Raw genomic sequence first — 24,878 nt, 5'->3', positions numbered from 1 at the left:
CCTCGTCGGTCCGTGGAGTTCCGGGTGGTGGTTTCCGGGCGGGCTGCCCGGTGGAGTCCCGGCCGGAGCGGCTAGCCTCCGCCGCCCCAGAGACTTCCGCCGTTCCCGTTCCCGTTTCCGCCGTTCCCGTTCCCGCCGCTCCCGTCGGCACCGTCCGTGGCGCCCTGGTTGGCCCCGGAATTGGCGCCTCCGTCGGCGGCTCCCCCGTCGGTGCCGCCGTCGGCCCCGGCGTTGTTCCCACCGCCGTCCGCACCGGTGTTGGCACCGCCGCCGTTGTTGTTGCACTGCCAGTCGAGCGGGTTACAGGTGTTGGTCGGTGTGGGCGACGCCGTGGACGGGTCGGGCGTCGGTGTCGACGGCGCCTCGCTGGAGGGCGTCTCCGAGGGGGTCGGGCTGGGGGTCGGGGTCGGGCTGACCGCACCGCCGCCGTAGAGCGTGTCGCCCAGGGGCTTCGGTGCGGGGAAGCGCACGACCTCCTTCCCCTTCATCGCACCGGCCATGTAGTCGTGCCAGATCGACGCGGGGAACGAGGCACCGTGGATCTTCTTCTCGCCACCCGTGCCGAACATCTTCAGGAACTCGCGGTCCTTGTTCTTCTCGTCGTCGTCCAGCCGGAACATGCTGATCGCGGTGGAGATCTGCGGGGTGTAGCCGACGAACCAGGCCGACTTGTTGCCGTCCGTCGTACCGGTCTTGCCCGCGACATCACGGCCGGGGAGCTGGGCGGGCGTACCCGTGCCGTTCTCCACGACGTTCTTCAGGACGTCCGTGACGTTGTCCGCGATGACGGGGTCGAAGGCACGCTTGGGCTTCTTCTGGTGCCGGTAGATGGCTTTGCCCTTCTTCTTCACCTCGGTCACCGAGAACGGTTCGTTCTGCTGACCACTGGTGGCGAAGGTGGCGTAGGCGCCGGCCATCCGGATGGCGCTGGGCGAGGACGTACCAATGGAGAACGAGGGAACGGTCGCGTTCGCCATGTAGTCGTCGTCACGCAGTCCCGCGGCGATGGCGACGTCCTTCACCTTGTCCGTGCCGACATCCATGCCGAGCTGCACATAGGGGGAGTTCGCCGACTCCTGCATGGCGTACCGCAGATCGACGTCGCCGTAGTCGTGGTTGCCGTCGTTGGTCTGGAGCCAGCTGTTGTCCTTCTCGTCCTTCCAGACCTCGCCGTTGTAGTTCTTGATCTCCAGCTTGTCGTCACCGTTGTAGACGCTCTTCGGCGACACCAGGGTGCGCTCCGATTCGCCCTGGTCCTCCCCGAGCGACGGGTCGCGCTTGCCGTACTGCATGGCCGCGGCCAGCACGAACGGCTTGAAGGTCGAGCCGACCTGCGCACCGGTCGGGTTGGCGTTGTTGGTGTAGTGCTCGGTGGCGTCCTGACCGCCGTACGTGGCGAGCATGGCGCCGGTCTTCGCGTCGATCGACGCCCCGCCGAACTCCACATGGGTGTCGGTCCCGGGGCGCTTCTCCGGGTCGATCTTGGCCTTGTAGACCTTCTCCACCGCGTCGCTGAGGGCCTTGACCTTGTCCTTCTCGAAGGTCGTGTGGATCTCGTAGCCGCCCAGGGCGAGGGCCTCGGCGTCGACCTTCGGGTTGCTGTTGTTGATGAAGTAATTCTTGGCGAGGTCCACGAGGTAGCCGGTCTGACCGCCCAGCTGGGCGTTCTTCTTCGGCTTCAGCGGCATCGGGAACTCGGTGTACTTGTCGCGCTCCTGCTGCGACATCCGCTTGTCCTTGACCTGCTCGTTGAGGATCCACTCCCAGCGTTCCCTCGCACGCTTGGTGTTCGCCTTCGCGGAGGCCTTCTCCTTGTCGACCTCAGGGGCACCGGCCGGGTCGAAGTAGCTCGCGCCCTTGAGGAGGGTCGCCAGGAAGGCGCACTCGCTCGGGTTGAGCTTGGAGGCGTCCTTGCCGTAGTACGTACGGGCCGCCGCCTGGAGACCCGATGCGCCACGGCCGTAGTAGGAGACGTTGAGGTACCCGGCCATCACGTCTTCCTTGTTGGCCGTACCACCGACCTTGAGCGTGATGAACAGTTCCTTGACCTTGCGGCTCAGCGTCTGTTCCTGGGTGAGCATCGAGTTCTTCACATACTGCTGTGTGATCGTCGAACCGCCCTGGGTATCACCGCCCTTGGCCATGTTGAACACGGCGCGGGCGATGCCCATCGGGTCGATGCCCCGGTCGTCGTCGAACGTCTTGTTCTCGGCCGAGATGACGGCGTTCCGCATGGCCTCGGGGATCTGCCCGTAGCTGATCACCTGGCGGTTGACCTCACCTCCGGTCGCCACCATCTGCGTACCGTCGGCCCAGTAGTAGACGTTGTTCTGCGCCTTGGCCGCGTCGTTGACCTTCGGGGGGACGACCAGCGCGTACGCGATCCCGGCCGCACCCATCAGAAGTCCGAGGAAGCCCAGGCAGACGCCGGAGACCAGCTTCCACGACGGCAGCCAGCGTCGGAAGCCGTCCTTGTCGTAGCGCGGGTAGTCGATGACACGCTTCTTGCCGGGGCGGCTGCCACCGCGTCCCCGGCCGCGCGGGCCCTCGTGCCCACCCCCTCCGCCGCCGCGTCGACGGCCGCCTCCGCCGGCCCCATGGCCTGCGGAGCCCGCCTCTTCGCCGCCCCGCCGCCGGCCGCCGCGCTGTGCGGCACGACGGGCCTCGGCGCGGCCCCCGGACGGGCTCTCCTCGCCATGAGGGTCGGAAGGTGACTCATTTGTTGCTCTGCGTGACGGTGCCGCGCGGCGTCCTGTTGACTGCTGGGCGGCTCGTCTGGCCGCTGCACGCCCGCCACCTTGCGGCTCAGGCATTTTGCGACGGTGCTCGCTCATCGAACGACTACTCCTCGGGCAGGCGCGAGCGCCTGGAAGCGGCAGTTGAGATCCGGTCCCCCCGAATTACGGACAAGCCCTGCGGAAGGGTTCTCCGCAGCGCATCCGCCAGTCCGCGATGACTGACGCCCGGTGGCGTCACTCGGTTCCCGGTGGTCTGCATCCCGCACAGACTACGCACGGTCAAAACCCACCTAGGGCCGAAGTTCACCCCAAATAACGCAAGTCGCTTCCTACGAATTGATGATGTGACGCCGTTCACGAAGGCTCCCCTTGTCGAACCGTGCTGACCGATCTATCGTGCTGATGTATCGAGTCGATACATCAGTGCGGCATAAGTTCGCCGTAAGAGCTCCGCGGGAGCACTCGGAGGGAGAGGAGGCGAAGGTGAGCAGACGCTCCGGCATCCTCGAATTCGCCGTCCTCGGCCTGCTCCGCGAATCCCCGATGCACGGCTACGAGCTGCGCAAACGCCTCAACACCTCGCTGGGGATCTTCCGCGCCTTCAGCTACGGCACCCTCTATCCCTGCCTCAAGACGCTGGTCGCCAACGGCTGGTTGATCGAGGAACCGGGAAGTGCCCCGGCAGACCTTCCGCCGGCCACCGGCCGGGCCGCGGCCCCCGCCTCGTCACTCACGGGGCGCCGGGCCAAGATCGTCTACCGGCTGACGGCAGAAGGTAAGGAGCACTTCGAGGAGCTGCTCTCGCACACCGGACCGGATGCCTGGGAGGACGAGCACTTCGCGGCACGCTTCGCCTTCTTCGGTCAGACGGAACGTGACGTGCGGATGCGCGTGCTGGAAGGCCGGCGCAGCAGGCTGGAGGAGCGTCTGGAGAAGATGCGCGCCTCCCTCGCCCGGACCCGTGAACGACTCGACGACTACACACTTGAGCTGCAGCGACACGGCATGGAGTCCGTGGAGCGCGAAGTGCGCTGGCTGAACGAGCTCATCGAGAGCGAGCGGTCGGGACGGGATCAGCGACGATCCTCGCCCGAGGGCTCCGCTCAGCAGGACACATCAGGAGAGACGGGCGGCCTGCCCCGGCACCGGGGTAACACCCTGCCGGATCCGTCCGACGACACCGCCAAGTGAAGTCCCCGCATTTCCGCAGGACTTCATCCTTCATCGGTCATACCGAGAACACACAGGGAGCAACCGGAATGGGTTCGGTTCGCGTAGCCATCGTAGGCGTGGGCAACTGCGCCGCCTCGCTGGTGCAGGGCGTCGAGTACTACAAGGACGCAGATCCGGCCGGCAGGGTGCCCGGCCTGATGCACGTCCAGTTCGGCGAATACCACGTCAGCGACGTCGAGTTCGTCGCCGCCTTCGACGTCGACGCGAAGAAGGTCGGCCTCGACCTCGCGGACGCCATCGGCGCCAGCGAGAACAACACCATCAAGATCGCTGACGTGCCGAACACGGGCGTGACCGTTCAGCGCGGCCACACCCACGACGGTCTCGGCAAGTACTACCGCGAGACGATCGAGGAGTCCGCCGAGGCGCCGGTCGACATCGTCCAGATCCTCAAGGACAAGCAGGTCGACGTCCTCGTCTGCTACCTGCCCGTCGGTTCCGAGGTCGCTGCGAAGTTCTACGCGCAGTGCGCCATCGACGCCAAGGTCGCGTTCGTCAACGCTCTCCCGGTCTTCATCGCCGGCACCAAGGAGTGGGCGGACAAGTTCACCGAGGCCGGTGTCCCGATCGTCGGCGACGACATCAAGTCCCAGGTCGGCGCCACCATCACGCACCGCGTGATGGCGAAGCTCTTCGAGGACCGGGGTGTCATCCTGGACCGCACGATGCAGCTGAACGTCGGCGGCAACATGGACTTCAAGAACATGCTCGAGCGTGAGCGCCTGGAGTCCAAGAAGATCTCCAAGACACAGGCCGTCACCTCGCAGATCCGTGACCGTGAGCTCGGTGCGGACAACGTCCACATCGGCCCCTCGGACTACGTGGCCTGGCTGGACGACCGCAAGTGGGCGTACGTGCGCCTCGAGGGCCGCGCCTTCGGTGACGTTCCGCTGAACCTTGAGTACAAGCTCGAGGTGTGGGACTCCCCGAACTCCGCCGGTGTCATCATCGACGCCGTGCGTGCGGCGAAGATCGCCAAGGACCGCGGCATCGGTGGCCCGATCCTCTCCGCGTCCTCGTACTTCATGAAGTCCCCGCCGGTCCAGTACTTCGACGACGAGGCCCGCGAGAACGTCGAGAAGTTCATCAGCGGCGACATCGAGCGCTGAATCGGCCGACACGGCTGAGAGCCTCACCAGGGCGATGAGCGGCAACGCCCCTCCCCTTGCCGTACGTCGGGGGTCCCCGGGCAATCCGCCCGGGGACCCCCGACGTGTGTGACGCTTGCTCACATGCCTGTCGCGCGTGATCTGCGCATACTCCTGCGCCTTCGGAACTTCCGTCGCCTCCTCGCCGTGCGGCTCCTCTCCCAGTCGGCGGACGGTGTCTATCAGGTCGCCCTCGCCGCGCATGTCGTCTTCACCCCGGAGAAACAGGCCTCGGCCGGCGCCATCGCTTCGGCGATGGCCGTGCTCCTCCTCCCGTACTCCCTGGTCGGCCCGTTCGCCGGTGTGCTGCTGGACCGCTGGTCACGCCGTCAGGTCTTCCTGTACGGGAACCTGCTGCGCGCGGGCCTCGCCTGCTGCACGGCTCTGCTGATCCTCGGCTCGGTACCGGACTGGCTCTTCTACGCCTCGGCCCTCTGCGTCACCGCGGTCAACCGCTTCGTGCTGGCCGGTCTCTCCGCGGCGCTGCCCCGTGTGGTCGACGCGGACCGCCTCGTCATGGCCAACTCCCTCTCCCCGACCGCCGGCACGCTCGCGGCCACCGCGGGTGGCGGCCTCGCCTTCGTCGTACGCCTGCTGGCGGACAAGTCCGATGCTGCTGTGGTCACCCTGGGCGCGCTGCTCTATCTCCTGTCGGCACTGGTCTCGCTGAGCCTGCCCCGAGAGCTCCTGGGGCCCGACCGCGACGGGGATCCCCTGCGGCTGCGGGCGGCACTGGCCGTCACGGCCCGTGGTCTCGCCGCCGGACTGCGCCATCTGGCGGAAGGGAAGGACGCGGCCCGCGCACTGGCCGCCATGACCGTGATCCGCTTCTGCTACGGCGCCCTCACCGTGATGGTGCTGATGCTGTGCCGCTACGCCTGGTCGGACAACGAGTCCGACGGGCTCGCGCTGCTCGGCCTGGCGGTGGGCATCTCGGGGGCGGGCTTCTTCGTCGCCGCCGTTCTGACCCCCTGGGCGGTGGGACGCGTCGGGCGGTACGGCTGGATGATCGTGTGCGCCGGGACAGCGGCCGTCCTGGAACCCGCGCTGGGGCTGACCTTCGCCCCGGTGCCGATGCTGGTCGCCGCGTTCGTCCTCGGACTCGTGACACAGGGCTCGAAGATCGCGACGGACACGGTGGTGCAGACCTCGGTGGACGACGCCTTCCGCGGCCGGGTCTTCTCGCTCTACGACGTGCTGTTCAACGTCGCGTTCGTGGGGGCCGCGGCCACATCGGCCCTGATACTGCCCCCGGACGGCAAGTCTGTCGCCGTGGTGGCGGGAGTGGCCGTGCTCTACGCGGCCGTCGCGGTGGCGCTGTTCCGGTGGCGGCGCACGAGCGGCAGGCCCTAGCGGGGGACGGGCCGTACACGGACGGAAACGGGGAGGTCCGCGCGTGCGGGCCGGAGACGGCCGGGCGCACGGGGCGCCGTGCGGACATGCCGAGGGGGCACTGTTTCACGTGAAACAGTGCCCCCTCACCCGGCGATCCGCCGGTCATGTTTCACGTGAAACATGACCGGCGGATCGCTCAGCTCTGCGCGGCCCACCACTCCTTGAGTGCCGCCACCGCCGCCTCGTGCTCCATGGGCCCGTTCTCCAGCCGCAGCTCCAGCAGGAACGCGTACGCCTTGCCGATCGCCGGTCCGGGGCCGACATCCAGTACCCGCATGATCTCGTTGCCGTCCAGGTCCGGGCGGATGGAGTCCAGCTCCTCCTGCTCCTGCAGCAGCGCGATCCGCTCCTCCAGCCCGTCGTAGGTCCGCGAGAGAGCATTCGCCTTGCGCTTGTTCCGCGTCGTGCAGTCCGACCGCGTCAGCTTGTGGAGCCGGTCCAGCAGCGGTCCGGCGTCGCGCACATATCTGCGCACCGCCGAGTCGGTCCACTCGCCGTCACCGTAGCCGTGGAACCGCAGATGCAGTTCCACCAGCTTCGAGATGTCCTTGACCATGTCATTGGAGTACTTGAGCTCGGTCAGCCGCTTCTTGGCCATCTTGGCGCCCACCACTTCGTGATGGTGGAAGGAGACACGGCCGTCGCTCTCGAAGCGTCGCGTCCTCGGCTTCCCGATGTCATGAAGCAGCGCGGCGAGCCGGAGAACGAGGTCGGGACCGTCCTCCTCCAGGTCGATGGCCTGCTCCAGGACGGTCAGGGAGTGCTCGTAGACATCCTTGTGACGGTGATGCTCGTCACTTTCGAGTCGCAGCGCGGGGAGCTCCGGCAGCACCCGGTCCGCCAGGCCGGTGTCCACCAGCAGCCCCAGGCCCTTGCGGGGATGCGCGGAGAGAAGCAGCTTGTTGAGTTCCTCACGGACGCGCTCGGCGGAGACGATATCGATGCGCCCGGCCATTTCGGTCATGGCCGTCACGACCTCGGGCGCGACCTCGAAGTCCAGCTGCGCGGCGAACCGCGCGGCCCGCAGCATGCGCAGCGGGTCGTCGGAGAAGGACTCCTCGGGCGTACCCGGGGTGCGCAGCACCCGCTGCGAAAGATCCCTGAGCCCGCCGTGCGGGTCGATGAACTCCTTCTGCGGCAGAGCGACCGCCATCGCGTTCACCGTGAAGTCCCGGCGTACGAGATCTTCCTCGATGGAGTCGCCGTAGGAGACCTCCGGCTTGCGCGAGGTCCTGTCGTACGCCTCCGACCGGTAGGTGGTGACCTCGATCTGGTAGCCGTCCTTCTGGGAGCCGACGGTGCCGAAGGCGATCCCGACCTCCCACACCGAGTCGGCCCACGGACGCACGATCCTGAGCACGTCCTCGGGGCGGGCGTCGGTCGTGAAGTCCAGGTCGTTCCCGAGCCTGCCGAGAAGCGCGTCACGGACCGAGCCGCCCACCAGGGCAAGGCTGAATCCGGCCTCCTCGAATCGGCGGGCGAGGTCGTCTGCGACCGGGGACACCCGCAGCAGCTCACTCACTGCGCGGTGCTGCACCTGACTCAGGGCACTGGCGTTGTCTTCGTTGGCGTTCGGCACAACAGAAAAGGTTACGTGCACGGACCGGCCCGAGCGTCATCGTTTACCGGGACCCTGCAAGACTCTCCCGATCATGTCGCACAGTCCCCAGCACTTCGCCCCCGCGCACATCGTTACCATGCGTGGACGCAGAACCGACAACGATCGACAGCAGCTGACGACGACGAGGGACGGGTAGGCGCGTGGCCGAGGCGGCAGACTTTCAGGGGATCGGTCCTTCTCCTGCCCGCCGGTGGCTGCGGCGCACAGCCGCCGCGGCGCTCGGAGCACCGTTGCTGGCCGCTCTGCTGACCGGTCCGGCCGCGCAGGCCGCTGAGCCCGGCAAGGCTCCCACCGGTTCGCGTACGGTCGACGTGTCCCTGAACACCCTCTCGCCGAGCGTTCCGGCGGAGGGCGACACACTGACCATCTCCGGCACCCTGACCAACAAGGGCAAGGAGACGGTCACCGATGGCAAGGTCGGCCTGCGGGTGGGCCCGCGGCTGTCCAGCAGGGGCGAGATCGACGATGCGGCCAAGCGCACCGGTTACGTTCCCGGGGCCGACCCGGTGGAGATCGGCGGCAAGTACACGCTGACGGTCCCGAAGCTGCGCAGTGGCATCAGCCAGGACTTCACCCTCACCGTTCCCGTCGACAAGCTCGGGCTGGACGACGAGGGTGTTTACCAGCTCGGCGTCTCGCTCTCCGGACGGACGTCCGGCAGCGGGTACGGCCAGGTCCTCGGTATCGAGCGTTCCTTCCTGCCCTGGCAGCCCGAGGACACCGACAGCAAGACCAGGATGACGTTCCTCTGGCCGCTGATCGCTTCCCCGCATGTGACGGCGGAGACGGGCTCGGACGAACAGCAGACACCGGTCTTCGCGAACGACGACCTCGCCGCGGAGCTGGCCCCCGGCGGGCGGCTCGAACAGATGGTGTCGCTGGGCAGCCAGCTCCCGGTGACCTGGGTCATCGACCCCGACCTGCTGGCCGGCGTCGACGCGATGACCAAGAATTACCAGGTCAAGGTCGGTGACACCACGGTCGCGGGGAAGAACCAGGAAACCGCGAAGCAGTGGCTCACCTCACTGGAAGCCGCGGTGGAGGACGACAAGGTGATCGCCCTTCCGTTCGCCGACCCCGATCTGGCGTCCATCGCCCATCGCGGCAAGAACGTCTCCGGCACCCTGAGCCATTTGCAGACCGCCTCCGAGGTCGCCGCGAAGACAGTGGAGACCGTCCTGCATGTGAAGCCGTCCACGGACTTCGCGTGGCCCGTGAACGGTGCCGTCGACCCGTCGATCGTCGACGTGGCCACCTCTGCGGGTGCCCACAAGGTGATCGCCCGCAGCGACAGCCTCCGCGAGACCGGCAACCTGCCGTACACGCCGACCGCGGCCCGGCCGATCGGCGGCGGCACCACCGCGGTCGTCGCCGACGCCCGGCTGTCCACCGCGTTCGACGGAGACATGTCCAAGGCGGAGGCCTCGACGCTCGCCGTCCAGAAGTTCCTCGCCCAGACGCTGGCGCTGACCGAGCAGGACCCGGACAACGAGCGCAGCATCGTCGTGGCGCCGCAGCGGATGCCCACAGCGGCCCAGGCCCAGACGATGGCCACCGCTCTGCGGGCGCTCGGCAGCGGTCACTGGACGCAGCCCCTGGACCTGGTGGCGGCGGCCGAGGTGAAGCCCGACGCACGGGCCACCACGAAGGTGCCCAAGGCCTCCAAGTACCCCAAGAAGCTCCGCGCCCAGGAACTGCCCACCCAGGCGTTCCAGGACATCAGGACGACCCAGGACTCGCTCAACAGCTTCCGGGTCATCCTCACCCAGCCCGAGCGGGTCGTCACCCCCTTCGGCAACGCGATCAACCGCTCGATGTCGACGTCCTGGCGCGGCAGGCCCCTGGAAGCACAGCAGTACCGTGACTCGGTCCGCACCTATCTGCAGGGCCTCTCCAACGAGGTCACGCTCATCGAGAAGTCGGACGTCACCCTCTCCGGCCGCAGCGCGACGATCCCTGTGACGGTGCAGAACAAGCTGGTACAGGGCGTCGATCATCTGGTTCTCAAGGTGACGTCGGACAACATCCGGCTCAAGTTCGACGACGACGGGTCCGTGGCCGAGCTGCCGGTCAGGATCGCGGGCGGGCACAGCCAGTCGCTGAAGTTCGACGCGTCGGCCAACGCCAATGGCCAGGCGCACGTCACCGCGCGGCTGTTCACCGAGGACGGAACGCCGTACGGCGAAGAGATGACGTTCACGGTGAAGGTCTCCGAAGTCACCCCCACCGTGCTGCTGGTGATCGCCGGCGGTCTGCTGCTGCTGGTCCTCGCCGGCGTCCGGATGTACACCCACCGCAAGCGCTCCGTCGCAAGCGACACGGCGGACGGCAACGGAGGCGAACCCGAGCAGCCGAGTGACCCGACCCCGGACACCGGACCGGAAAGCGGGGCCCCGTCGGATGCGGGTGAGAAAGTGGACCGTTGAGCGATGTCTGTCGTGGCCGGTCGGCCGGGGACGATGAGGTGGGGTTTCGATGAACGCGCCGTACGACGGTGACCGCGGCCAAGGTGCGGGCGGAGGAGGGTATCCCGGCGGGCCACCGGTACCTCCGGGCTCCGGCCAGGACGGTCAGGTGCCGTCCGACCCGTACCTCCAGCACGCCTATGAGCACGACCCCTACCGGGCGCAGGACCTCGCCGCCCAGGACCCGGTGAACGAGGCGCTCTACGACCGCGCCTCGCACCCCCCGCCGCCGCCCGGCACCTACCAGGAGCCGCAGCCGCTCTACCAGCAGCCTGCCCCGGCCCCGTACGCCCCCGACCCGCGCCTCTGGGCCCAGACCCCGCCGCCCGAGCCCGCAGGCCCCTCCCGCCATCTGCCCTACGGCGACAACGCGGCGACCACCCAGTTCGTCGGGGTGGACGACCTGGTCACCCAGGCGTCCGACGACCGCGAGGAGCCGGACGCCTTCGCCCACCTCTTCCGCGACCAGGAAGGCACCGGAAGGCCGCCGGGTCCGCCGGAGCCCGAAGCGGCTCCGGCACCGGTACCCCCGAAGTCCGGCGGCCGCGCCTCCAGCCTGCTGAAGTCCAGCGCGCTGATGGCGGCCGGCACCCTCGTCTCCCGGCTCACCGGGTTCGTCCGCAGTCTGGTCATCACCGCCGCGCTGGGCGCGGCGATGCTCGGTGACAGCTTCACCATCGCGTACACCCTGCCGACGATGATCTACATCCTCACCGTGGGCGGCGGTCTCAACTCGGTCTTCGTACCCCAGCTCGTCCGCTCCATGAAGGACGACGAGGACGGCGGCGAGGCCTACGCCAACCGGCTGCTGACACTGGTGATGGTCGCGCTCGGCCTGATCGTCGCCGTGGCGGTCTTCGCCGCGCCGCTGCTGATCCATCTCATGTCGAGCACCATCGCGAACGACGCGGCTGCCGACAGTGTGGCCATCACCTTCGCCCGGTACTGCCTGCCGACCATCTTCTTCATGGGCGTGCACGTGGTGATGGGGCAGATCCTCAACGCCCGCGGAAAGTTCGGCGCGATGATGTGGACCCCGGTCCTCAACAACATCGTCATGATCTTCACGTTCGGTCTGTTCATCTGGGTCTACGGCACCTCCGCCGAGTCCCGGATGGGAGTGGACACGATCCCGCCGGAGGGCGTGCGCCTGCTGGGCATCGGCACCCTGCTCGGACTGGTCGTCCAGGCCCTCGCGATGATCCCGTATCTGCGCGAGGCGGGGTTCCGCTTCCGTCCGCGCTTCGACTGGAAGGGTCACGGCCTCGGCAAGACGATCAAGCTGGCCAAGTGGACCGTCCTGTTCGTCCTGGCCAACCAGGCGGGTGTGCTCGTCGTCACCCAGCTCGCCACCTCGGCCGGCAAGCTCGCCGGCAAGGACGGCACGGGCTTCCTCGCCTACTCCAACGCCCAGCTGATCTGGGGCATGCCGCAGGCCATCATCACCGTCTCCGTCATGGCCGCGTTGCTCCCCCGCATCTCACGGGCCGCCCACGACAACGACCCCGGTGCCGTCCGCGACGACATCTCGCAGGGGCTGCGCAACTCCGCGGTCGCCATCGTGCCGGTCGCCTTCACCTTCCTCGCGCTCGGGCTGCCGATGTGCACCCTGCTGTACGCCTCCAGCGGCACCGAGGCCGCACGGTCCATGGGCTTCATCCTGATGGCCTTCGCTCTCGGCCTCATCCCGTACTCCGTGCAGTACGTCGTGCTGCGCGGGTTCTACGCCTACGAGGACACCCGCACCCCCTTCTACAACACGGTCATCGTCGCCGCGGTCAACACCGCCGCCTCCGCGCTGTGCTACGTCGTGCTTCCCGCCCGGTGGGCGGTCGTGGGCATGGCGGCCTCGTACGGGCTGGCCTACGCGGTGGGTGTGGGTATCGCCTGGCGACGGCTGCGCGACCGGCTCGGCGGCGATCTGGACGGTGCCCATGTGGTCCGTACGTACGCCCGGCTCTGCCTGGCGGCCATCCCCGCCGCGATCATCGGCGGTGGCGTGGGCTACGCCATTCTCGAATTCCTCGGCGACGGGGCTCTCGGCTCGCTCGTCTCGCTGATCTGCGGCGGAATCCTCCTCCTGGGCGTCTTCTTCACAGCCGCGAAGAAGATGCGCATCGAAGAGGTCAACGGCCTGATGGGTATGGTCCGGGGACGGCTCGGACGCTGAAGACAGGTCCGACCGCACAACCATCGCCGGACTCCGCGTGTCGTGCATAGCGCCGGAGTGTGGGCACAATTGGCGTGACTGTGCAGAGCTGGCTGGCATCGCGCAACGGATGGGGAGGCAGGAACGACGGTGGCGGAACGTAGCACGGCTGCCGTCGACGTGGCCGACAACAGCGGCGACGAGCCGCTGACCGCCAAGGCGGACGAGGCCACGACCGACGGGACGGCGGAAGCCAAGGAAACAGCGGGCGAAGGCCCCAACGACGCGGACGGTGAGCGGGACAGCTCCGATGCCGTCCCGGCGACGCCCGATCTGCACAGCGGTCACAAACTCGCCAGACGCTACCGGCTCGAGGAGTGCGTCACCCGTCTGGACGGATTCAGCAGCTGGCGTGCTGTCGACGAGAAGCTTCGCCGCGCGGTGGGCGTGCATCTGCTCCCCGCCGACCACCCGCGCGCCCGCTCGGTGCTGGCCGCAGCCCGGTCCTCCGCCCTGCTCGGCGACCCGCGCTTCGTGCAGGTCCTCGACGCGGTCGAGGAGGACGATCTCGTCTACGTCGTCCACGAATGGCTCCCGGACGCCACCGAGCTCACCGCTCTGCTGGCCGCCGGACCGATGGACGCCCACGACGCGTACCAGCTCGTCAGCCAGATCTCCCAGGCCATGGCGGCCGCCCACCGCGAGGGGCTGGCCCACCTCCGGCTCACGCCCGGCGCCGTCCTGCGCAGCTCCACCGGGCAGTACCGCATCCGCGGGCTCGCCGTGAACGCCGCCCTGCGCGGCATCACCGCCGAGCGCCCCCTGCGCACGGACACCGAAGCGATCGGCGCCCTGCTGTACGCCGCGCTGACCCAGCGCTGGCCGTACGAGAGCGATGCCTATGGCCTCTCCGGGCTGCCCAAGGGCATGGGGCTGATCGCCCCGGACCAGGTGCGGGCCGGTGTCCACCGCGGTCTCTCCGAACTCGCCATGCGCGCGCTCGCCAACGACGGTGCCACGGCCTCCCGGCAGGAACCGCCGTGCACCACTCCCGACGAGCTGGCCAAGGCCGTCGCGGCGATGCCGCGCATCCTGCCGCCCGAGCCCACCTTCACCGCCCCGCCCGCGTACCAGCGCACCACCTACCAGCAGGGCACCTACGGACGCCCGTCGGCCCGCCCGGCCTCGGCGACCCAGCCCGTGATGACCGCACCGCCCGCCCCGCTCCAGAGCCGCACCGGGAAGGCCCTCAAGTGGGCCGTGTCCGCCCTGCTCATCGCTGCCCTGGGGCTCGGCAGCTGGCAGCTCGCCGAGGCGCTCCTCAACCACAAGAACGACAACACGGACCCCGGCACCACACAGACCACCCCGGACGTCAACGACGACAAGAACGCCATCAAGGGCGGCAAGCCCATCACCATCGCCGGAGCACGGGACTACGACCCGCTCGGCATGGACGGCTCCGAGAAGCCGGGGTCGATAAAAAACGTCCACGACGGGGACCCCAGCACCTTCTGGAACACCGACGGCTACTACAGCGCCGACTTCGGCCGGCTCAAGGAAGGCGTCGGCGTCGTTCTCGACCTCGGCAAGGTCCAGCAGGTCGGCGCCGTCGACGTCTCCTTCCTCGGTGGCACCACCTCGGTCGAGCTGCGCACCACGGAGGCCTCGTCCGTCCCCGCGCTGCCCGGCGGCTTCACCAAGATCGCCGAAGGATCCGGTACAAAGGTGTCCCTCAAGCCCGGCAAGCCGGTGCAGGCACGGTACGTTCTGGTCTGGCTGACCAATCTGCCGCTGAGCGACGACGGGAACTACCGGGGCAAGGTCTCGGACATCAAGATCACCAGCTGACGGCACCAGGGGAGGGGGCTCACCGTTGGACGACGCCAGATTCGCCGACACAAGCGACCAGGATCTCCTGGCCCAGCACGTAGCAGGCGAACCGGACGCCTTCGGTGAGCTCGTACGCCGCCACCGCGACCGGCTGTGGGCCGTGGCACTGCGCACCCTCGGGGACCGCGAGGAGGCGGCCGACGCCGTCCAGGACGCGCTGGTGTCCGCCTTCCGGGCCGCCCACACCTTCCGCGGCCAGTCCGCCGTCACGACCTGGCTGCACCGCATCACCGTCAACGCCTGCCTCGACCGCGCCCGCAAGGCCGCTTCACGCAGAACGGCACCGGTCGACGACGCGGAACGGCTCGATCAGCTCCTGGAGCCGCACGAGTCCGCCGAGGCACCCGCGGAACGTCAGGATCTGCACCGCCAGCTCCTGGCGGCCCTCACCACTCTGCCGCCCGAACAGCGCGCCGCCCTCGTCCTGGTCGACATGCAGGGCTACCCCGTCGCGGAAGCCGCCCGCATCCTCGACGTACCGACCGGCACCGTGAAAAGCCGCTGTGCACGTGGCCGGGCGAGACTGGCCCCCCTTGTCACCCATCTGCGCGGTGATACCGGGGATAGTGGCAGCCTTTCCGTGGGAAGGAACCGGACGCCCGGGACATCCGTCCCATCGGCATCGGGACCAAAGGACTCGGGAACAAGCGATCCTGCGGCAGTGAAGGGAGGAGGTGGGCGCACATGACATCCACGGCCGACACGGCTCAGCACCCCGATGTCTCGGAGATCTCCGACCTCACCGAAGGACTTCTTCCCCCTTCCCGCACGGCGGAGGTCCGTCGGCACATCGACGGCTGCGCGCTCTGCGGCGACGTGCGGACCTCGCTGGAGGAGATCCGCAGCCTTCTCGGCACGCTCCCGGGGCCTCCGGCGATGCCCGAGGACATCGCCGGCCGCATCGACGCCGCTCTGGCGGCGGAGGCCCTCCTCGACTCCACCGCCCCCGGTGAAGGAGTCGATGTTTCACGTGAAACATCGACCCCCACCAAGAATCCGTCGGACCCCGCCGAGCCTGCGGAAGCCCTGCCGGGACAGCGCACCCGCACCACGCCTGTGGACCGGCCCGCAGGCCGCCCATCGGCCTCCACAGGCCCCGGGCGCCGCACCTCCGGGCGCCGCCGACGAACGGCGGTCCTCGGTGCCGCGTTCGGCGCCGCGGTGATCACCATGGGCATCTTGTTCCTCCAGCCCTTCCAGGGCTCGCAGGACAAGACAGCCAGCATGGCGGACCACAGTGCCGGCGCCGACGAGAGAAGCGCCAGGAGCTTCTCGGAGGACACCCTCGAAGACACGGTCCAGGACCTGCTCGGCGCCACGACCGCCCCGGAGAGCCCCCGCGGCCAGAGGCAGCAGCCTGAATCCGGCACCAAGACGACCGGCGACGTCGGCTCTCCCGAGGCCACCGCCCCCGACAAGCCGCTGCGCACCGCCACCGTGGACGTGCCTCCGTGCGTCCAGCAGGCCACCGGCCGGGACACCGCGGCCCTCGCCATCGACGAAGGCCGCTACCAGGGGAGGGACGCCTTCCTCGTGGTGCTCCCTCACGCCACCGATGCCACCCGTGTCCAGGCCTACGTCGTCGCCGCCACATGCGTCGGCGCCGGCCCCGAGGCCAAGGGGCAACTGCTGCTCACCCACCCCTACAGCCGCTCCTGAGCACTGCTCCGGCACGTCGGGAATGCATCGCCCGTAGGATCCGTTGGGTGGGGTGAGAGTCGTTGAACCGGCCCCAGTAGGCAGTAGGCAGTCTGCAGAGACGAGGAAGTAACCCGTGAGCGACGTCCGTAATGTGATCATCATCGGCTCCGGACCGGCCGGGTACACCGCCGCGCTGTACACCGCGCGGGCATCGCTGAAGCCGCTGGTCTTCGAGGGTGCTGTCACCGCCGGTGGCGCACTGATGAACACCACCGACGTGGAGAACTTCCCCGGCTTCCAGGACGGCATCATGGGCCCCGAGCTCATGGACAACATGCGCGCGCAGGCGGAGCGCTTCGGTGCGGAGCTCATCCCCGACGACATCGTCTCCGTCGATCTCACCGGCGCCGTCAAGACGGTCACCGACACGGCCGGTACGGTGCACCGCGCGAAGGCCGTCATCGTGACCACCGGCTCGCAGCACCGCAAGCTGGGCCTGCCGAACGAGGACGCTCTCTCCGGACGCGGTGTCTCCTGGTGCGCCACCTGTGACGGCTTCTTCTTCAAGGACCACGACATCGCCGTGATCGGTGGCGGCGACACCGCGATGGAGGAGGCGACCTTCCTCTCCAGGTTCGCCAAGTCCGTCACGATCGTCCACCGCCGCGACACCCTGCGCGCCTCCAAGGCCATGCAGGACCGCGCCTTCGCCGACCCGAAGATCAAGTTCGCGTGGGACAGCGAGGTCGCCGAGGTCCGCGGTGAGCAGAAGCTCTCCGGTCTGACCTTGCGCAACACCAAGACGGGCGAGACCTCTGAACTCCCGGTGACCGGCCTGTTCATCGCCGTCGGCCACGACCCTCGCACCGAGCTCTTCAAGGGTCAGCTCGACCTCGACGACGAGGGTTACCTCAAGGTCGAAGCCCCCTCGACGCGCACCAACCTGACGGGTGTCTTCGGCGCCGGCGACGTGGTCGACCACACCTATCGACAGGCCATCACGGCTGCCGGTACCGGCTGCTCCGCCGCTCTGGATGCCGAGCGCTTCCTCGCCGCACTGGCCGACGAGCAGCTCGCCGAGCCGGAGAAGACCCCGGCAGTCTGATCTTCCTCATCTCACCCCACAACGAGAATCTAAGGAGGCCGCCGTGGCCGGCGACCTGAAGCACGTTACCGACGCCACCTTCGACGAGGTGGTCCTCAAGAGCGCCAAGCCCGTACTGGTGGACTTCTGGGCAGCCTGGTGCGGCCCCTGCCGCCAGATCGCCCCCTCGCTGGAGGCCATCGCCGCCGAGCACGGCGACCAGATCGAGATCGTCAAGCTCAACATCGACGAGAACCCGGCCACCGCCGCCAAGTACGGCGTGATGTCCATTCCGACGCTCAACGTCTACCAGGACGGCGAGGTCGCCAAGACGATCGTCGGTGCCAAGCCGAAGGCCGCGATCCTCCGCGACCTCGAAAGCTTCATCAGCGAGTAGCACCACGCGCACGATGTTTCACGTGAAACGGGCCCGTCCCCCTCAGGGGGCGGGCCCGTTCAGTTTCCCAGCGACATCCGTTCAGAGCGGACGCAGTACCGGCTCCTTCTGCACGGCCCCCAGGAGCCGGTCGAGAGCCAGCTCGACATCCTCCTTCCAGGAGAGCGCCGTGCGGAGCTCCAGCCTCAGCCGCGGATGGGCCGGGTGCGGCCGGACCGTCTTGAAGCCGACCGCGAGCAGATGGTCGGCCGGGAGCACACAGGCGGGCTTCTTCCACCGGGCGTCCCCGAAGGCCTCGATCGCCTTGAACCCCCGCCGGAGCAAGTCCTTGGCCACCGTCTGTACCAGTACGCGTCCCAGCCCCTGCCCTTGATATCCGGGCATGATCATCCCGGTGATGAGCTGAACGGCATCGGGGGACACGGGGCTGGTCGAGAACGCGGTCGAGCGCGGGACATACGCGGGCGGCGCGTAGAGCACGAAGCCGGCCGGCGCATCATCGACGTAGACCACCCGGCCGCAGGAACCCCACTCCAGCAACACCGCCGAGATCCAGGCCTCCTTCTCCAGCTCCGGCCTGCCCGCCTTTACTGCGGCTTCCCCGCTGACCGGATCAAGTTCCCAGAAGACGCACGAGCGGCAACGCGTGGGGAGATCGGGAAGGTTATCGAGTGTGAGCGGTACGAGTCGACGCCCCATGAAGGCGATTCCTCACTTCCTGCGCCCGCCGCATCACGTGCGGCTGTCAGCGCACTCCGTTCGCGGAACAGGCTGCCGACGAAACCTCCGACGGCCCCCAGGCCCAAACCGACAGTCAGCAGTCGGCTGCGGCTCACTGTTCGCACGGCCCTGCCCTCCTCCGAGGTGGATCACGGTGGATGCGCCATACCAGAACGCATCGTATCCACCCAGAGATACTGCGGATACCGAGGAAGCGCAAAGGGCGGGCCGTGTTCCGGAATTCACCGGAACACAGCCCGCCCCGCACAGGTCCTGCCGCTCTCAGCCCTCGTCGTCCTCGGCCGGGGCCTCGGCGGCTCCGCGCTCCAGCACCCGCCCCTCGCCCGGTGCGAGGCTGCCGAGAATGCGGTCCAGATCCTCCATCGAGGCGAACTCGACGACGATCTTGCCCTTCTTCTGACCGAGGTCGACCTTCACCCTGGTCTCGAACCTGTCGGAAAGCCTCGACGCCAGATCGCTCAGCGCGGGCGACACCCGGCCACCGGCCCGCGGGCCCTTCGACTTCGGTGAACTCGTGGGGCTCGACCCCATGAGCGTGACGATCTCCTCGACCGCGCGCACCGAAAGTCCCTCGGCCACGATGCGATGGGCCAGCCGGTCCTGCTCCTCGGAGTCGTCCACGGACAGCAGCGCACGGGCATGACCGGCCGAGAGCACGCCTGCCGCGACCCTCCGCTGCACCGGCGGCGAGAGCCGCAGCAGGCGCAGGGTGTTGGAGACCTGGGGACGGGAGCGCCCGATACGGTCAGCGAGCTGGTCGTGGGTGCACTTGAAGTCCTTGAGGAGCTGGTCGTACGCGGCCGCCTCCTCCAACGGGTTCAGCTGGGCCCGGTGCAGGTTCTCCAGAAGAGCGTCCAGGAGCAGCTTCTCGTCGTCCGTCGCCCGGACGATGGTCGGAATCCGCTCCAGCCCCGCCTCACGGCAGGCCCTCCAGCGACGCTCACCCATGATGAGCTCGAAGCGGTCCGGCCCCACCTTCCGCACGACGACGGGCTGGAGCAGACCGACCTCCTTGATGGAGGTGACGAGCTCGGCAAGAGCGTCCTCGTCGAACACCTCCCGGGGCTGCCGGGGGTTCGGTGTGATCGACCCGATGGGCACCTCGGCGAAATACGCCCCGGCGGAACCCGTCGCCCCGGCAGTCTTCTCAGGCTCGGCCTCCGGAGAGCTCGGCTCCGGCACCACCGGAGCCGACGGAAGGGTGGTCACCTTCGCGGCAGCCACACCACGCTCCGCCGTCAGCACCCGACTCGCGCCGGGCGTCCCGGGGGACGGCACCTGCTTCTCCTGCGGAGCCGCGGGGATCAGCGCACCGAGCCCACGCCCCAACCCTCTACGACGCTCACTCACTGAATGCCCTCCGAGATGCTCTGCTGGCTGTTCTGACTGCCCGTGTGGGCATGCTGGGCCTCGTAATGCACCCCGACACCCCGCAGGGCGATCTCACGAGCCGCTTCAAGATACGACAGCGACCCGCTGGATCCCGGGTCGTAGGTCAGCACGGTCTGCCCGTAGCTCGGAGCCTCCGAGATACGCACCGAGCGCGGAATGCTCGTCCGCAGCACTTCCTTGCCGAAATGGGTGCGGACCTCTTCGGCGACCTGCGAGGCGAGCCTGGTCCTGCCGTCGTACATCGTCAGCAGGATCGTCGACACATGCAGATCCGGGTTCAGGTGTCCGCGCACCAGGTCGACGTTCCTCAGCAGCTGCCCCAGTCCCTCCAGCGCGTAGTACTCGCACTGGATGGGGATCAGTACCTCGGCTCCGGCGACCATCGCGTTGACCGTCAGCAGACCGAGCGACGGCGGGCAGTCGATGAGGATGTAGTCCAACGGCTGCTCATACGCCTGGATCGCCCGCTGAAGCCGGCTCTCCCGCGCCACCAGCGACACCAGTTCGATCTCCGCACCGGCGAGATCGATGGTGGCGGGAGCGCAGAAGAGACCTTCGACGTCCGGAACCGGCTGGACCACCTCGGAGAGGGGCCGGCTCTCCACCAGGACGTCGTAGATGGAGGGAACCTCGGCGTGGTGGTCGATCCCCAGAGCCGTGGAAGCGTTGCCCTGCGGGTCGAGGTCGACCACCAGAACGCGCGCACCGTGCAGGGCCAGCGACGCAGCAAGGTTGACCGTCGAGGTCGTCTTGCCGACCCCGCCCTTCTGGTTGGCCACCACCATGACGCGGGTGCGGTCAGGGCGGGGCAGCCCCTCGCCGGCGCGGCCAAGGGCCTCAACCGCCAGCTGGGCCGCACGACCGATGGGTGTGTCGTCCAGCGGCGGCGGTGTTTCACGTGAAACACCCTCCCCCGCGGACTCGGTTCGGGGACCGGGGACCGGATCGGTCATCGGTCCCGCGATGTTGGCGTCGGACCGCAAGGATTCACTCTCCTCGACTTCAGGCTCGCAATGAACAGAGCCTGCCATGCTTTCGGGGTCGTGAACCAGCGAGGCCCGCTGTTCTGTGGATGAATCCACGTCTGTGGACAACTCGGTAGCCCTTACGGGCCCGGCAGCCCTTACGGGCTTACGGTCGCGCGGCGTGGCAGCCGCACGACCGCGGCCGATGATTCCCTGCAGCAGAGAGCGACGTTTCACGTGAAACACGATGCCCCCGTGGCACAACTACCAGGCCACGACACTCCGCACGAGGCACGTATGACCTCTTCACCGGAGCAATGCCGATAGGCGGGGCAGACCTGCGGACGTACGACCGCGTCCCGCCGCCCCGCGCGGCCCGTCGGACGTCAGCGGCGCCGACGTGTCCGGCCCACCCTCGCGGCCTTGGCCCTCTTTGCGGCGAACCTCACACCACCCGGGCTCTCCCCGACCACCACACGCACCACCGTGGACATCGGGTCGACCACGCCCTCACCGACGTGCAGCACCTCGGTCTCGACCACCCCGAGCTTGCTCAGGGCGGCACGGGCCCCCTGGATCTCCTCCTCGGCGGTGTCGCCCTTCAGCGCCAGCATCTCGCCGTAGGGACGCAGCAGGGGAACGCCCCAGCCCGCGAGCCGGTCCAAGGGCGCAACCGCGCGAGCGGTCACCACATGAACGGGCTGGAGCGAGCCGAGGACCTCTTCGGCCCGGCCACGGACGACCGTCACATGGTCCAGGCCCAGCAGCTCGACGACTTCCTGAAGGAAATTCGTCCGGCGCAGCAGCGGCTCCAGCAGGGTGATCTTCAGATCCGGGCGCACCAGAGCCAGCGGAATACCGGGAAGGCCGGCCCCCGAGCCCACATCGCACACCGTGACACCCTCGGGAACCACCTCGGAGAGCACCGCGCAGTTCAGCAGGTGCCGCTCCCACAGCCGCGGTACCTCGCGCGGCCCGATCAGGCCGCGCTTGACCCCGGCATCCGCGAGGAGCTCCCCGTACCGGACAGCCTCCGGGAAGAGCTCTCCGAATACCGCCTGCGCCTCTTCTGGCGCCTGGGGGAGCTCTGCTGCCTCCGTCACGGGGACCGTCCTTCCGTACCGCACTAGCGCACTGTGGGTGGCTGACTATCAGGCTGACAAAGATCGGCCCCGCCTGCGAACAGACGGGGCCGACAGTACAAGGGTCCGGTCAGGCCGGGAGAACGACGACGAAGCGCTGCGGCTCCTCGCCCTCGGACTCACTCCGCAGACCGGCTGCCGCGACCGCGTCGTGCACGACCTTGCGCTCGAACGGCGTCATCGGGTCCAGCTTCATCGGCTCGCCCGAGGTCTTCACCTCGTCCGCGGCCTTGGCACCCAGCTCGGCGAGGACTTCACGCTTCTTGGCCCGGAAACCGCCGATGTCCAGCATCAGACGGCTGCGATCACCGGTCTCGCGGTGCACAGCCAGGCGCGTCAGCTCCTGAAGCGCCTCCAGCACCTCACCGTCGCGGCCCACGAGCTTCTGCAGTTCACGTGCCGAGTCGCTGATGATCGAGACCGCGGCCCGGTCCGCCTCGACGTCCATGTCGATGTCGCCGTCGAGGTCGGCGATGTCGAGCAGGCCCTCAAGGTAGTCGGCTGCGATCTCCCCTTCCTGCTCAAGGCGGGTCAGGGTGTCGCTGCTGCCCTCAGCGGCCGTGGAGGTGGTGCCTTCCGTCACGGATGGACTCCTTCTTACTTCTTGGACGGGTGCTTGGGCCGCTGCGGGCCCTTGCGCTGTCCGGACTTGGCTTGGCGTGAGGAGCCGGACGCGGGCTTGCCCGCCGCCTTCGGCTTGTCGTCGTCCTGCGAGGCGTCGTGCTTCTCCAGCGAGGTCTTGGAGCCCGAACCAGCGGAATCGGAGTCCTTCGCGCCGCCGGCCGTGGCGGCCCCCGTCTGCCGCTTCGCCTTGGTCTGGCGCTTGGGCTGGTGCCGCTTCTGCGCACCGCCGCCCTCGGCCTCGGCAATAGCGGTGTCGCTCTTGGCAACCGTGCCGTCCTCCTGGGCCGCGAGACCCAGCTTGGCCAGACCGGTGATGAACTTGCGCTCGATGTCGTTGCGGTCCGGGCCCTTGGCGACGATCCGCTTGACGGTGTTGCGCCGCGTCCGGCCGCGGACCTCGCCGTGGGAGGTCACGCTCTTCAGCAGACGTCCCAGGTACTGGTCCTGCGCCTTGCTGCCCGGCGTCGGGTTCTGGTTGATCACGTACATCTGCTGGCCCATGGTCCACACGTTGGTGGTCAGCCAGTACACGAGGACACCGACGGGGAAGTTGATGCCCATCACGGCGAAGATGACCGGGAAGATGTACATCAGCATCTTCTGCTGCTGCATGTACGGGGTCTTCACCGTCAGGTCGACATTCTTCGTCATCAGCTGGCGCTGCGTGAAGAACTGCGACGCGGACATCATCACGATCATGATCGCGGTGACGACCCGGACGTCGGTCAGCGAGGCGCCGAGCGCCTGGACCTTCTCCTCGGAGTCCATGAACTTCGCGGCAAGCGGGGCGCCGAAGATGTGTGCCTGCCGGGCGCTGTCGAGCAGCGGCTGGTCGATCACACCGATGGTCTTGCCCGAGGCGATCGCCGAGAGCACGTGATAAAGGGCGAAGAAGAACGGGGACTGCGCCAGGATGGGAAGGCACGAGGAGAGCGGGTTGGTGCCCGTCTCCTTGTACAGCTTCATCATCTCTTCGGACTGACGCTGCTTGTCGTTCTTGTAGCGCTCCTGGATCGCCTTCATCTTCGGCTGGAGCACCTGCATGTTCCGGGTCGACTTGATCTGCTTCACGAAAAGCGGGATCAGGCAGATCCGGATCAGCACCACCAGGGACACGATGGACAGGCCCCAGGCCCAGCCCGTGTCATCACCGAAGATCGCCCCGTACAGCTTGTGGAACTGAACGATGACCCACGAGACAGGGGTGGTGATAAAGCTGAACAGACTGGCAATCGTGTCCACTAATCAGGCTCCTTGAGCTTTGGGCGAGGTCTCTGTGGCCGGGCTGGGAGGTTCGGGGACCGAGCCTCCGGGCGGCACATCAGCGGCGGAGTCCCCGCCCTTGCCACCACGCAGGGCGTTGCGCAGCAACTCGTGCCAGCGCGGACGCCTGCGTGGCGGGACATGATCCACACCGCCGGGTGACCACGGATTGCATCGCAGGATGCGCCAAGCGGTCAGCGCTGTTCCCTTGATCGCACCGTGCCGGTCGATCGCCGTATATCCATAGTGGGAACACGACGGGTAGTAACGGCAGACAGGCCCGAGAAGTGGGCTGATCGTCCACTGATAGAGCTTGATGAGAGCCAGCAACGGGTACTTCATCGCGCGCCCCCTCCCAGCAGCCGCTGCAGGGCGGCGTCCAGGTCTCGGGCCAGCTGTGCATGGTCGGCGTCGCCCGATCCGGGCAGCGCTCGTACGACAACAAGGCTACCGGGGGGCAGCTCGGCCAGCCGTTCGCGGACCAGATGGCGAAGCCTTCGCTTCACGGCGGTGCGTACGACCGCTCCACCCACAGCTTTGCTGACAACGAAACCCGCACGCGGCGGGGGAACAGTCTCCCCAGTCACGTGCGGGTCCGTTGCACCGCTGCTCAGATGGACGACGAGTAGCGGACGTCCGGCTCGACGTCCTCGTCGTACCGCGGTCGCGAAGTCCTCGCGCCGCCTCAGCCGATTCTCGGTAGGCAGCACGTCATGACCTGTAAACGATCAGGCGGACAGGCTGCTGCGGCCCTTGCCACGGCGGTTCGCGAGAATCGCACGGCCGGCACGGGTACGCATACGCAGCCGGAAGCCGTGGGTCTTGGCGCGACGACGGTTGTTCGGCTGGAAGGTGCGCTTGCTCACTCGGGGGCTCCAGAAATGATTCGTGTGTTGGCGGGACATCGCCTGGCTGTCACCGTGCGCCCACGAGGAACTCGCGTAAACGCCTTAGTGCACCGCTTCACAATCACAGATCGTGATCTTT

Annotated in this window: 21 protein-coding genes; 10 read left to right on the top strand and 11 right to left on the bottom strand. The window is 68.1% G+C overall.

From position 1 onward, the window contains the following. Window positions 1-71: 71 nt before the first annotated feature. Window positions 72-2,834 (bottom strand): transglycosylase domain-containing protein, encoded by a 2,763-nt coding sequence (locus ACIGJO_RS10785; RefSeq protein WP_399955191.1) that lies wholly within the window; start codon window positions 2,832-2,834, stop codon window positions 72-74. 387 nt (window positions 2,835-3,221) lie between these two features. Here ACIGJO_RS10785 and ACIGJO_RS10780 point away from each other — a divergent pair, with 387 nt between their 5' ends. The 3 genes from ACIGJO_RS10780 to ACIGJO_RS10770 all read left to right on the top strand — a co-directional run bounded on the left by ACIGJO_RS10780 (window position 3,222) and on the right by ACIGJO_RS10770 (window position 6,472). Further along, complete coding sequence (locus ACIGJO_RS10780) at window positions 3,222-3,929, top strand: helix-turn-helix transcriptional regulator (protein ID WP_399955189.1); 708 nt, start codon at window positions 3,222-3,224, stop codon at window positions 3,927-3,929. A 68-nt stretch (window positions 3,930-3,997) separates the two neighbouring features. After that, a complete protein-coding gene (locus ACIGJO_RS10775; RefSeq protein WP_399955187.1) occupies window positions 3,998-5,080 on the top strand; it encodes an inositol-3-phosphate synthase in 1,083 nt (360 codons plus the stop codon). A gap of 123 nt (window positions 5,081-5,203) precedes the next feature. After that, window positions 5,204-6,472 (top strand): MFS transporter, encoded by a 1,269-nt coding sequence (locus ACIGJO_RS10770; protein ID WP_399955185.1) that lies wholly within the window; start codon window positions 5,204-5,206, stop codon window positions 6,470-6,472. A 178-nt stretch (window positions 6,473-6,650) separates the two neighbouring features. Here the strand turns inward: ACIGJO_RS10770 and ACIGJO_RS10765 are convergent, their stop codons facing one another. Next, window positions 6,651-8,093, bottom strand: a complete 1,443-nt coding sequence (locus ACIGJO_RS10765) for a CCA tRNA nucleotidyltransferase (RefSeq protein WP_399955182.1) — start codon at window positions 8,091-8,093, stop codon at window positions 6,651-6,653. A 182-nt stretch (window positions 8,094-8,275) separates the two neighbouring features. Between ACIGJO_RS10765 and ACIGJO_RS10760 the strand changes: the two genes are divergently transcribed. From ACIGJO_RS10760 to trxA, 7 genes are all read left to right on the top strand, one after another. After that, window positions 8,276-10,561, top strand: a complete 2,286-nt coding sequence (locus ACIGJO_RS10760) for a DUF6049 family protein (RefSeq protein ID WP_399955179.1) — start codon at window positions 8,276-8,278, stop codon at window positions 10,559-10,561. Window positions 10,562-10,610: 49 nt separating this feature from the next. Then, a complete protein-coding gene (murJ, locus tag ACIGJO_RS10755) occupies window positions 10,611-12,770 on the top strand; it encodes a murein biosynthesis integral membrane protein MurJ (RefSeq protein WP_399955176.1) in 2,160 nt (719 codons plus the stop codon). A gap of 129 nt (window positions 12,771-12,899) precedes the next feature. Further along, on the top strand, window positions 12,900-14,600 hold the full coding sequence (locus ACIGJO_RS10750) for a serine/threonine protein kinase (RefSeq protein WP_399955173.1): 1,701 nt from the start codon (window positions 12,900-12,902) through the stop codon (window positions 14,598-14,600). Window positions 14,601-14,625: 25 nt separating this feature from the next. Then, window positions 14,626-15,330: an RNA polymerase sigma factor SigM gene (sigM, locus tag ACIGJO_RS10745; protein WP_399955170.1), complete on the top strand. Its 705-nt coding sequence runs from the start codon at window positions 14,626-14,628 to the stop codon at window positions 15,328-15,330. Continuing rightward, window positions 15,327-16,301, top strand: coding sequence for a hypothetical protein (locus ACIGJO_RS10740; protein WP_399955167.1), 975 nt, complete (start codon window positions 15,327-15,329; stop codon window positions 16,299-16,301). The genes sigM and ACIGJO_RS10740 overlap by 4 nt, the downstream gene beginning before the upstream one ends. Before the next feature lie 115 nt (window positions 16,302-16,416). Continuing rightward, the gene (gene trxB / locus ACIGJO_RS10735) at window positions 16,417-17,388 is read left to right on the top strand and encodes a thioredoxin-disulfide reductase (protein ID WP_399955164.1); all 972 of its coding nucleotides are present in this window, start codon (window positions 16,417-16,419) and stop codon (window positions 17,386-17,388) included. Between the two features lie 43 nt (window positions 17,389-17,431). After that, complete coding sequence (gene trxA, locus ACIGJO_RS10730; protein WP_399955161.1) at window positions 17,432-17,764, top strand: thioredoxin; 333 nt, start codon at window positions 17,432-17,434, stop codon at window positions 17,762-17,764. 81 nt (window positions 17,765-17,845) lie between these two features. Here the strand turns inward: trxA and ACIGJO_RS10725 are convergent, their stop codons facing one another. The 9 genes from ACIGJO_RS10725 to rpmH form a co-directional block, all read right to left on the bottom strand. Next, window positions 17,846-18,463, bottom strand: a complete 618-nt coding sequence (locus ACIGJO_RS10725; RefSeq protein ID WP_399955158.1) for a GNAT family N-acetyltransferase — start codon at window positions 18,461-18,463, stop codon at window positions 17,846-17,848. Between the two features lie 303 nt (window positions 18,464-18,766). Then, window positions 18,767-19,855: a ParB/RepB/Spo0J family partition protein gene (locus ACIGJO_RS10720; RefSeq protein WP_399955155.1), complete on the bottom strand. Its 1,089-nt coding sequence runs from the start codon at window positions 19,853-19,855 to the stop codon at window positions 18,767-18,769. Next, complete coding sequence (locus ACIGJO_RS10715) at window positions 19,852-20,928, bottom strand: ParA family protein (RefSeq protein WP_323179595.1); 1,077 nt, start codon at window positions 20,926-20,928, stop codon at window positions 19,852-19,854. The genes ACIGJO_RS10720 and ACIGJO_RS10715 overlap by 4 nt, the downstream gene beginning before the upstream one ends. Window positions 20,929-21,248: 320 nt before the next feature. Continuing rightward, window positions 21,249-21,965 (bottom strand): 16S rRNA (guanine(527)-N(7))-methyltransferase RsmG, encoded by a 717-nt coding sequence (gene rsmG / locus ACIGJO_RS10710; protein ID WP_399955152.1) that lies wholly within the window; start codon window positions 21,963-21,965, stop codon window positions 21,249-21,251. A 109-nt stretch (window positions 21,966-22,074) separates the two neighbouring features. Then, window positions 22,075-22,587 carry a R3H domain-containing nucleic acid-binding protein gene (locus tag ACIGJO_RS10705; protein WP_266922182.1) on the bottom strand — a complete coding sequence of 171 codons (513 nt, stop codon included), beginning with the start codon at window positions 22,585-22,587 and terminating at the stop codon, window positions 22,075-22,077. A gap of 14 nt (window positions 22,588-22,601) precedes the next feature. Further along, on the bottom strand, window positions 22,602-23,870 hold the full coding sequence (gene yidC, locus ACIGJO_RS10700) for a membrane protein insertase YidC (RefSeq protein ID WP_399955148.1): 1,269 nt from the start codon (window positions 23,868-23,870) through the stop codon (window positions 22,602-22,604). Between the two features lie 3 nt (window positions 23,871-23,873). Next, a complete protein-coding gene (yidD, locus tag ACIGJO_RS10695) occupies window positions 23,874-24,233 on the bottom strand; it encodes a membrane protein insertion efficiency factor YidD (protein ID WP_399955145.1) in 360 nt (119 codons plus the stop codon). Continuing rightward, window positions 24,230-24,601, bottom strand: coding sequence for a ribonuclease P protein component (gene rnpA, locus ACIGJO_RS10690; protein WP_266922185.1), 372 nt, complete (start codon window positions 24,599-24,601; stop codon window positions 24,230-24,232). The genes yidD and rnpA overlap by 4 nt, the downstream gene beginning before the upstream one ends. An 18-nt stretch (window positions 24,602-24,619) precedes the next feature. Beyond that, window positions 24,620-24,757 carry a 50S ribosomal protein L34 gene (gene rpmH / locus ACIGJO_RS10685; protein ID WP_003967884.1) on the bottom strand — a complete coding sequence of 46 codons (138 nt, stop codon included), beginning with the start codon at window positions 24,755-24,757 and terminating at the stop codon, window positions 24,620-24,622. Window positions 24,758-24,878 lie beyond the last annotated feature (121 nt).

Origin of the sequence: Streptomyces sp. NPDC079020 (genome assembly GCF_044542225.1) — a bacterium.
In the GTDB taxonomy this organism is placed as follows: domain Bacteria; phylum Actinomycetota; class Actinomycetes; order Streptomycetales; family Streptomycetaceae; genus Streptomyces.
Note: the sequence above shows the minus strand (reverse complement) of the source record. Positions and strands in the feature narration are given on the sequence as shown.

Bases quoted from the DNA above. Each gene is read 5' to 3' on its own strand.
- ACIGJO_RS10775 (WP_399955187.1), top strand. From the start codon at position 3,998: ATGGGTTCGGTTCGCGTAGCCATCGTAGGCGTGGGCAACTGCGCCGCC.
- ACIGJO_RS10770 (WP_399955185.1), top strand. From the start codon at position 5,204: ATGCCTGTCGCGCGTGATCTGCGCATACTCCTGCGCCTTCGGAACTTC.
- murJ (WP_399955176.1), top strand. From the start codon at position 10,611: ATGAACGCGCCGTACGACGGTGACCGCGGCCAAGGTGCGGGCGGAGGA.
- ACIGJO_RS10725 (WP_399955158.1), bottom strand. From the start codon at position 18,463: ATGGGGCGTCGACTCGTACCGCTCACACTCGATAACCTTCCCGATCTC.
- ACIGJO_RS10715 (WP_323179595.1), bottom strand. From the start codon at position 20,928: ATGGCAGGCTCTGTTCATTGCGAGCCTGAAGTCGAGGAGAGTGAATCC.
- ACIGJO_RS10740 (WP_399955167.1), top strand. From the start codon at position 15,327: ATGACATCCACGGCCGACACGGCTCAGCACCCCGATGTCTCGGAGATC.
- ACIGJO_RS10785 (WP_399955191.1), bottom strand. From the start codon at position 2,834: ATGAGCGAGCACCGTCGCAAAATGCCTGAGCCGCAAGGTGGCGGGCGT.
- yidD (WP_399955145.1), bottom strand. From the start codon at position 24,233: ATGAAGTACCCGTTGCTGGCTCTCATCAAGCTCTATCAGTGGACGATC.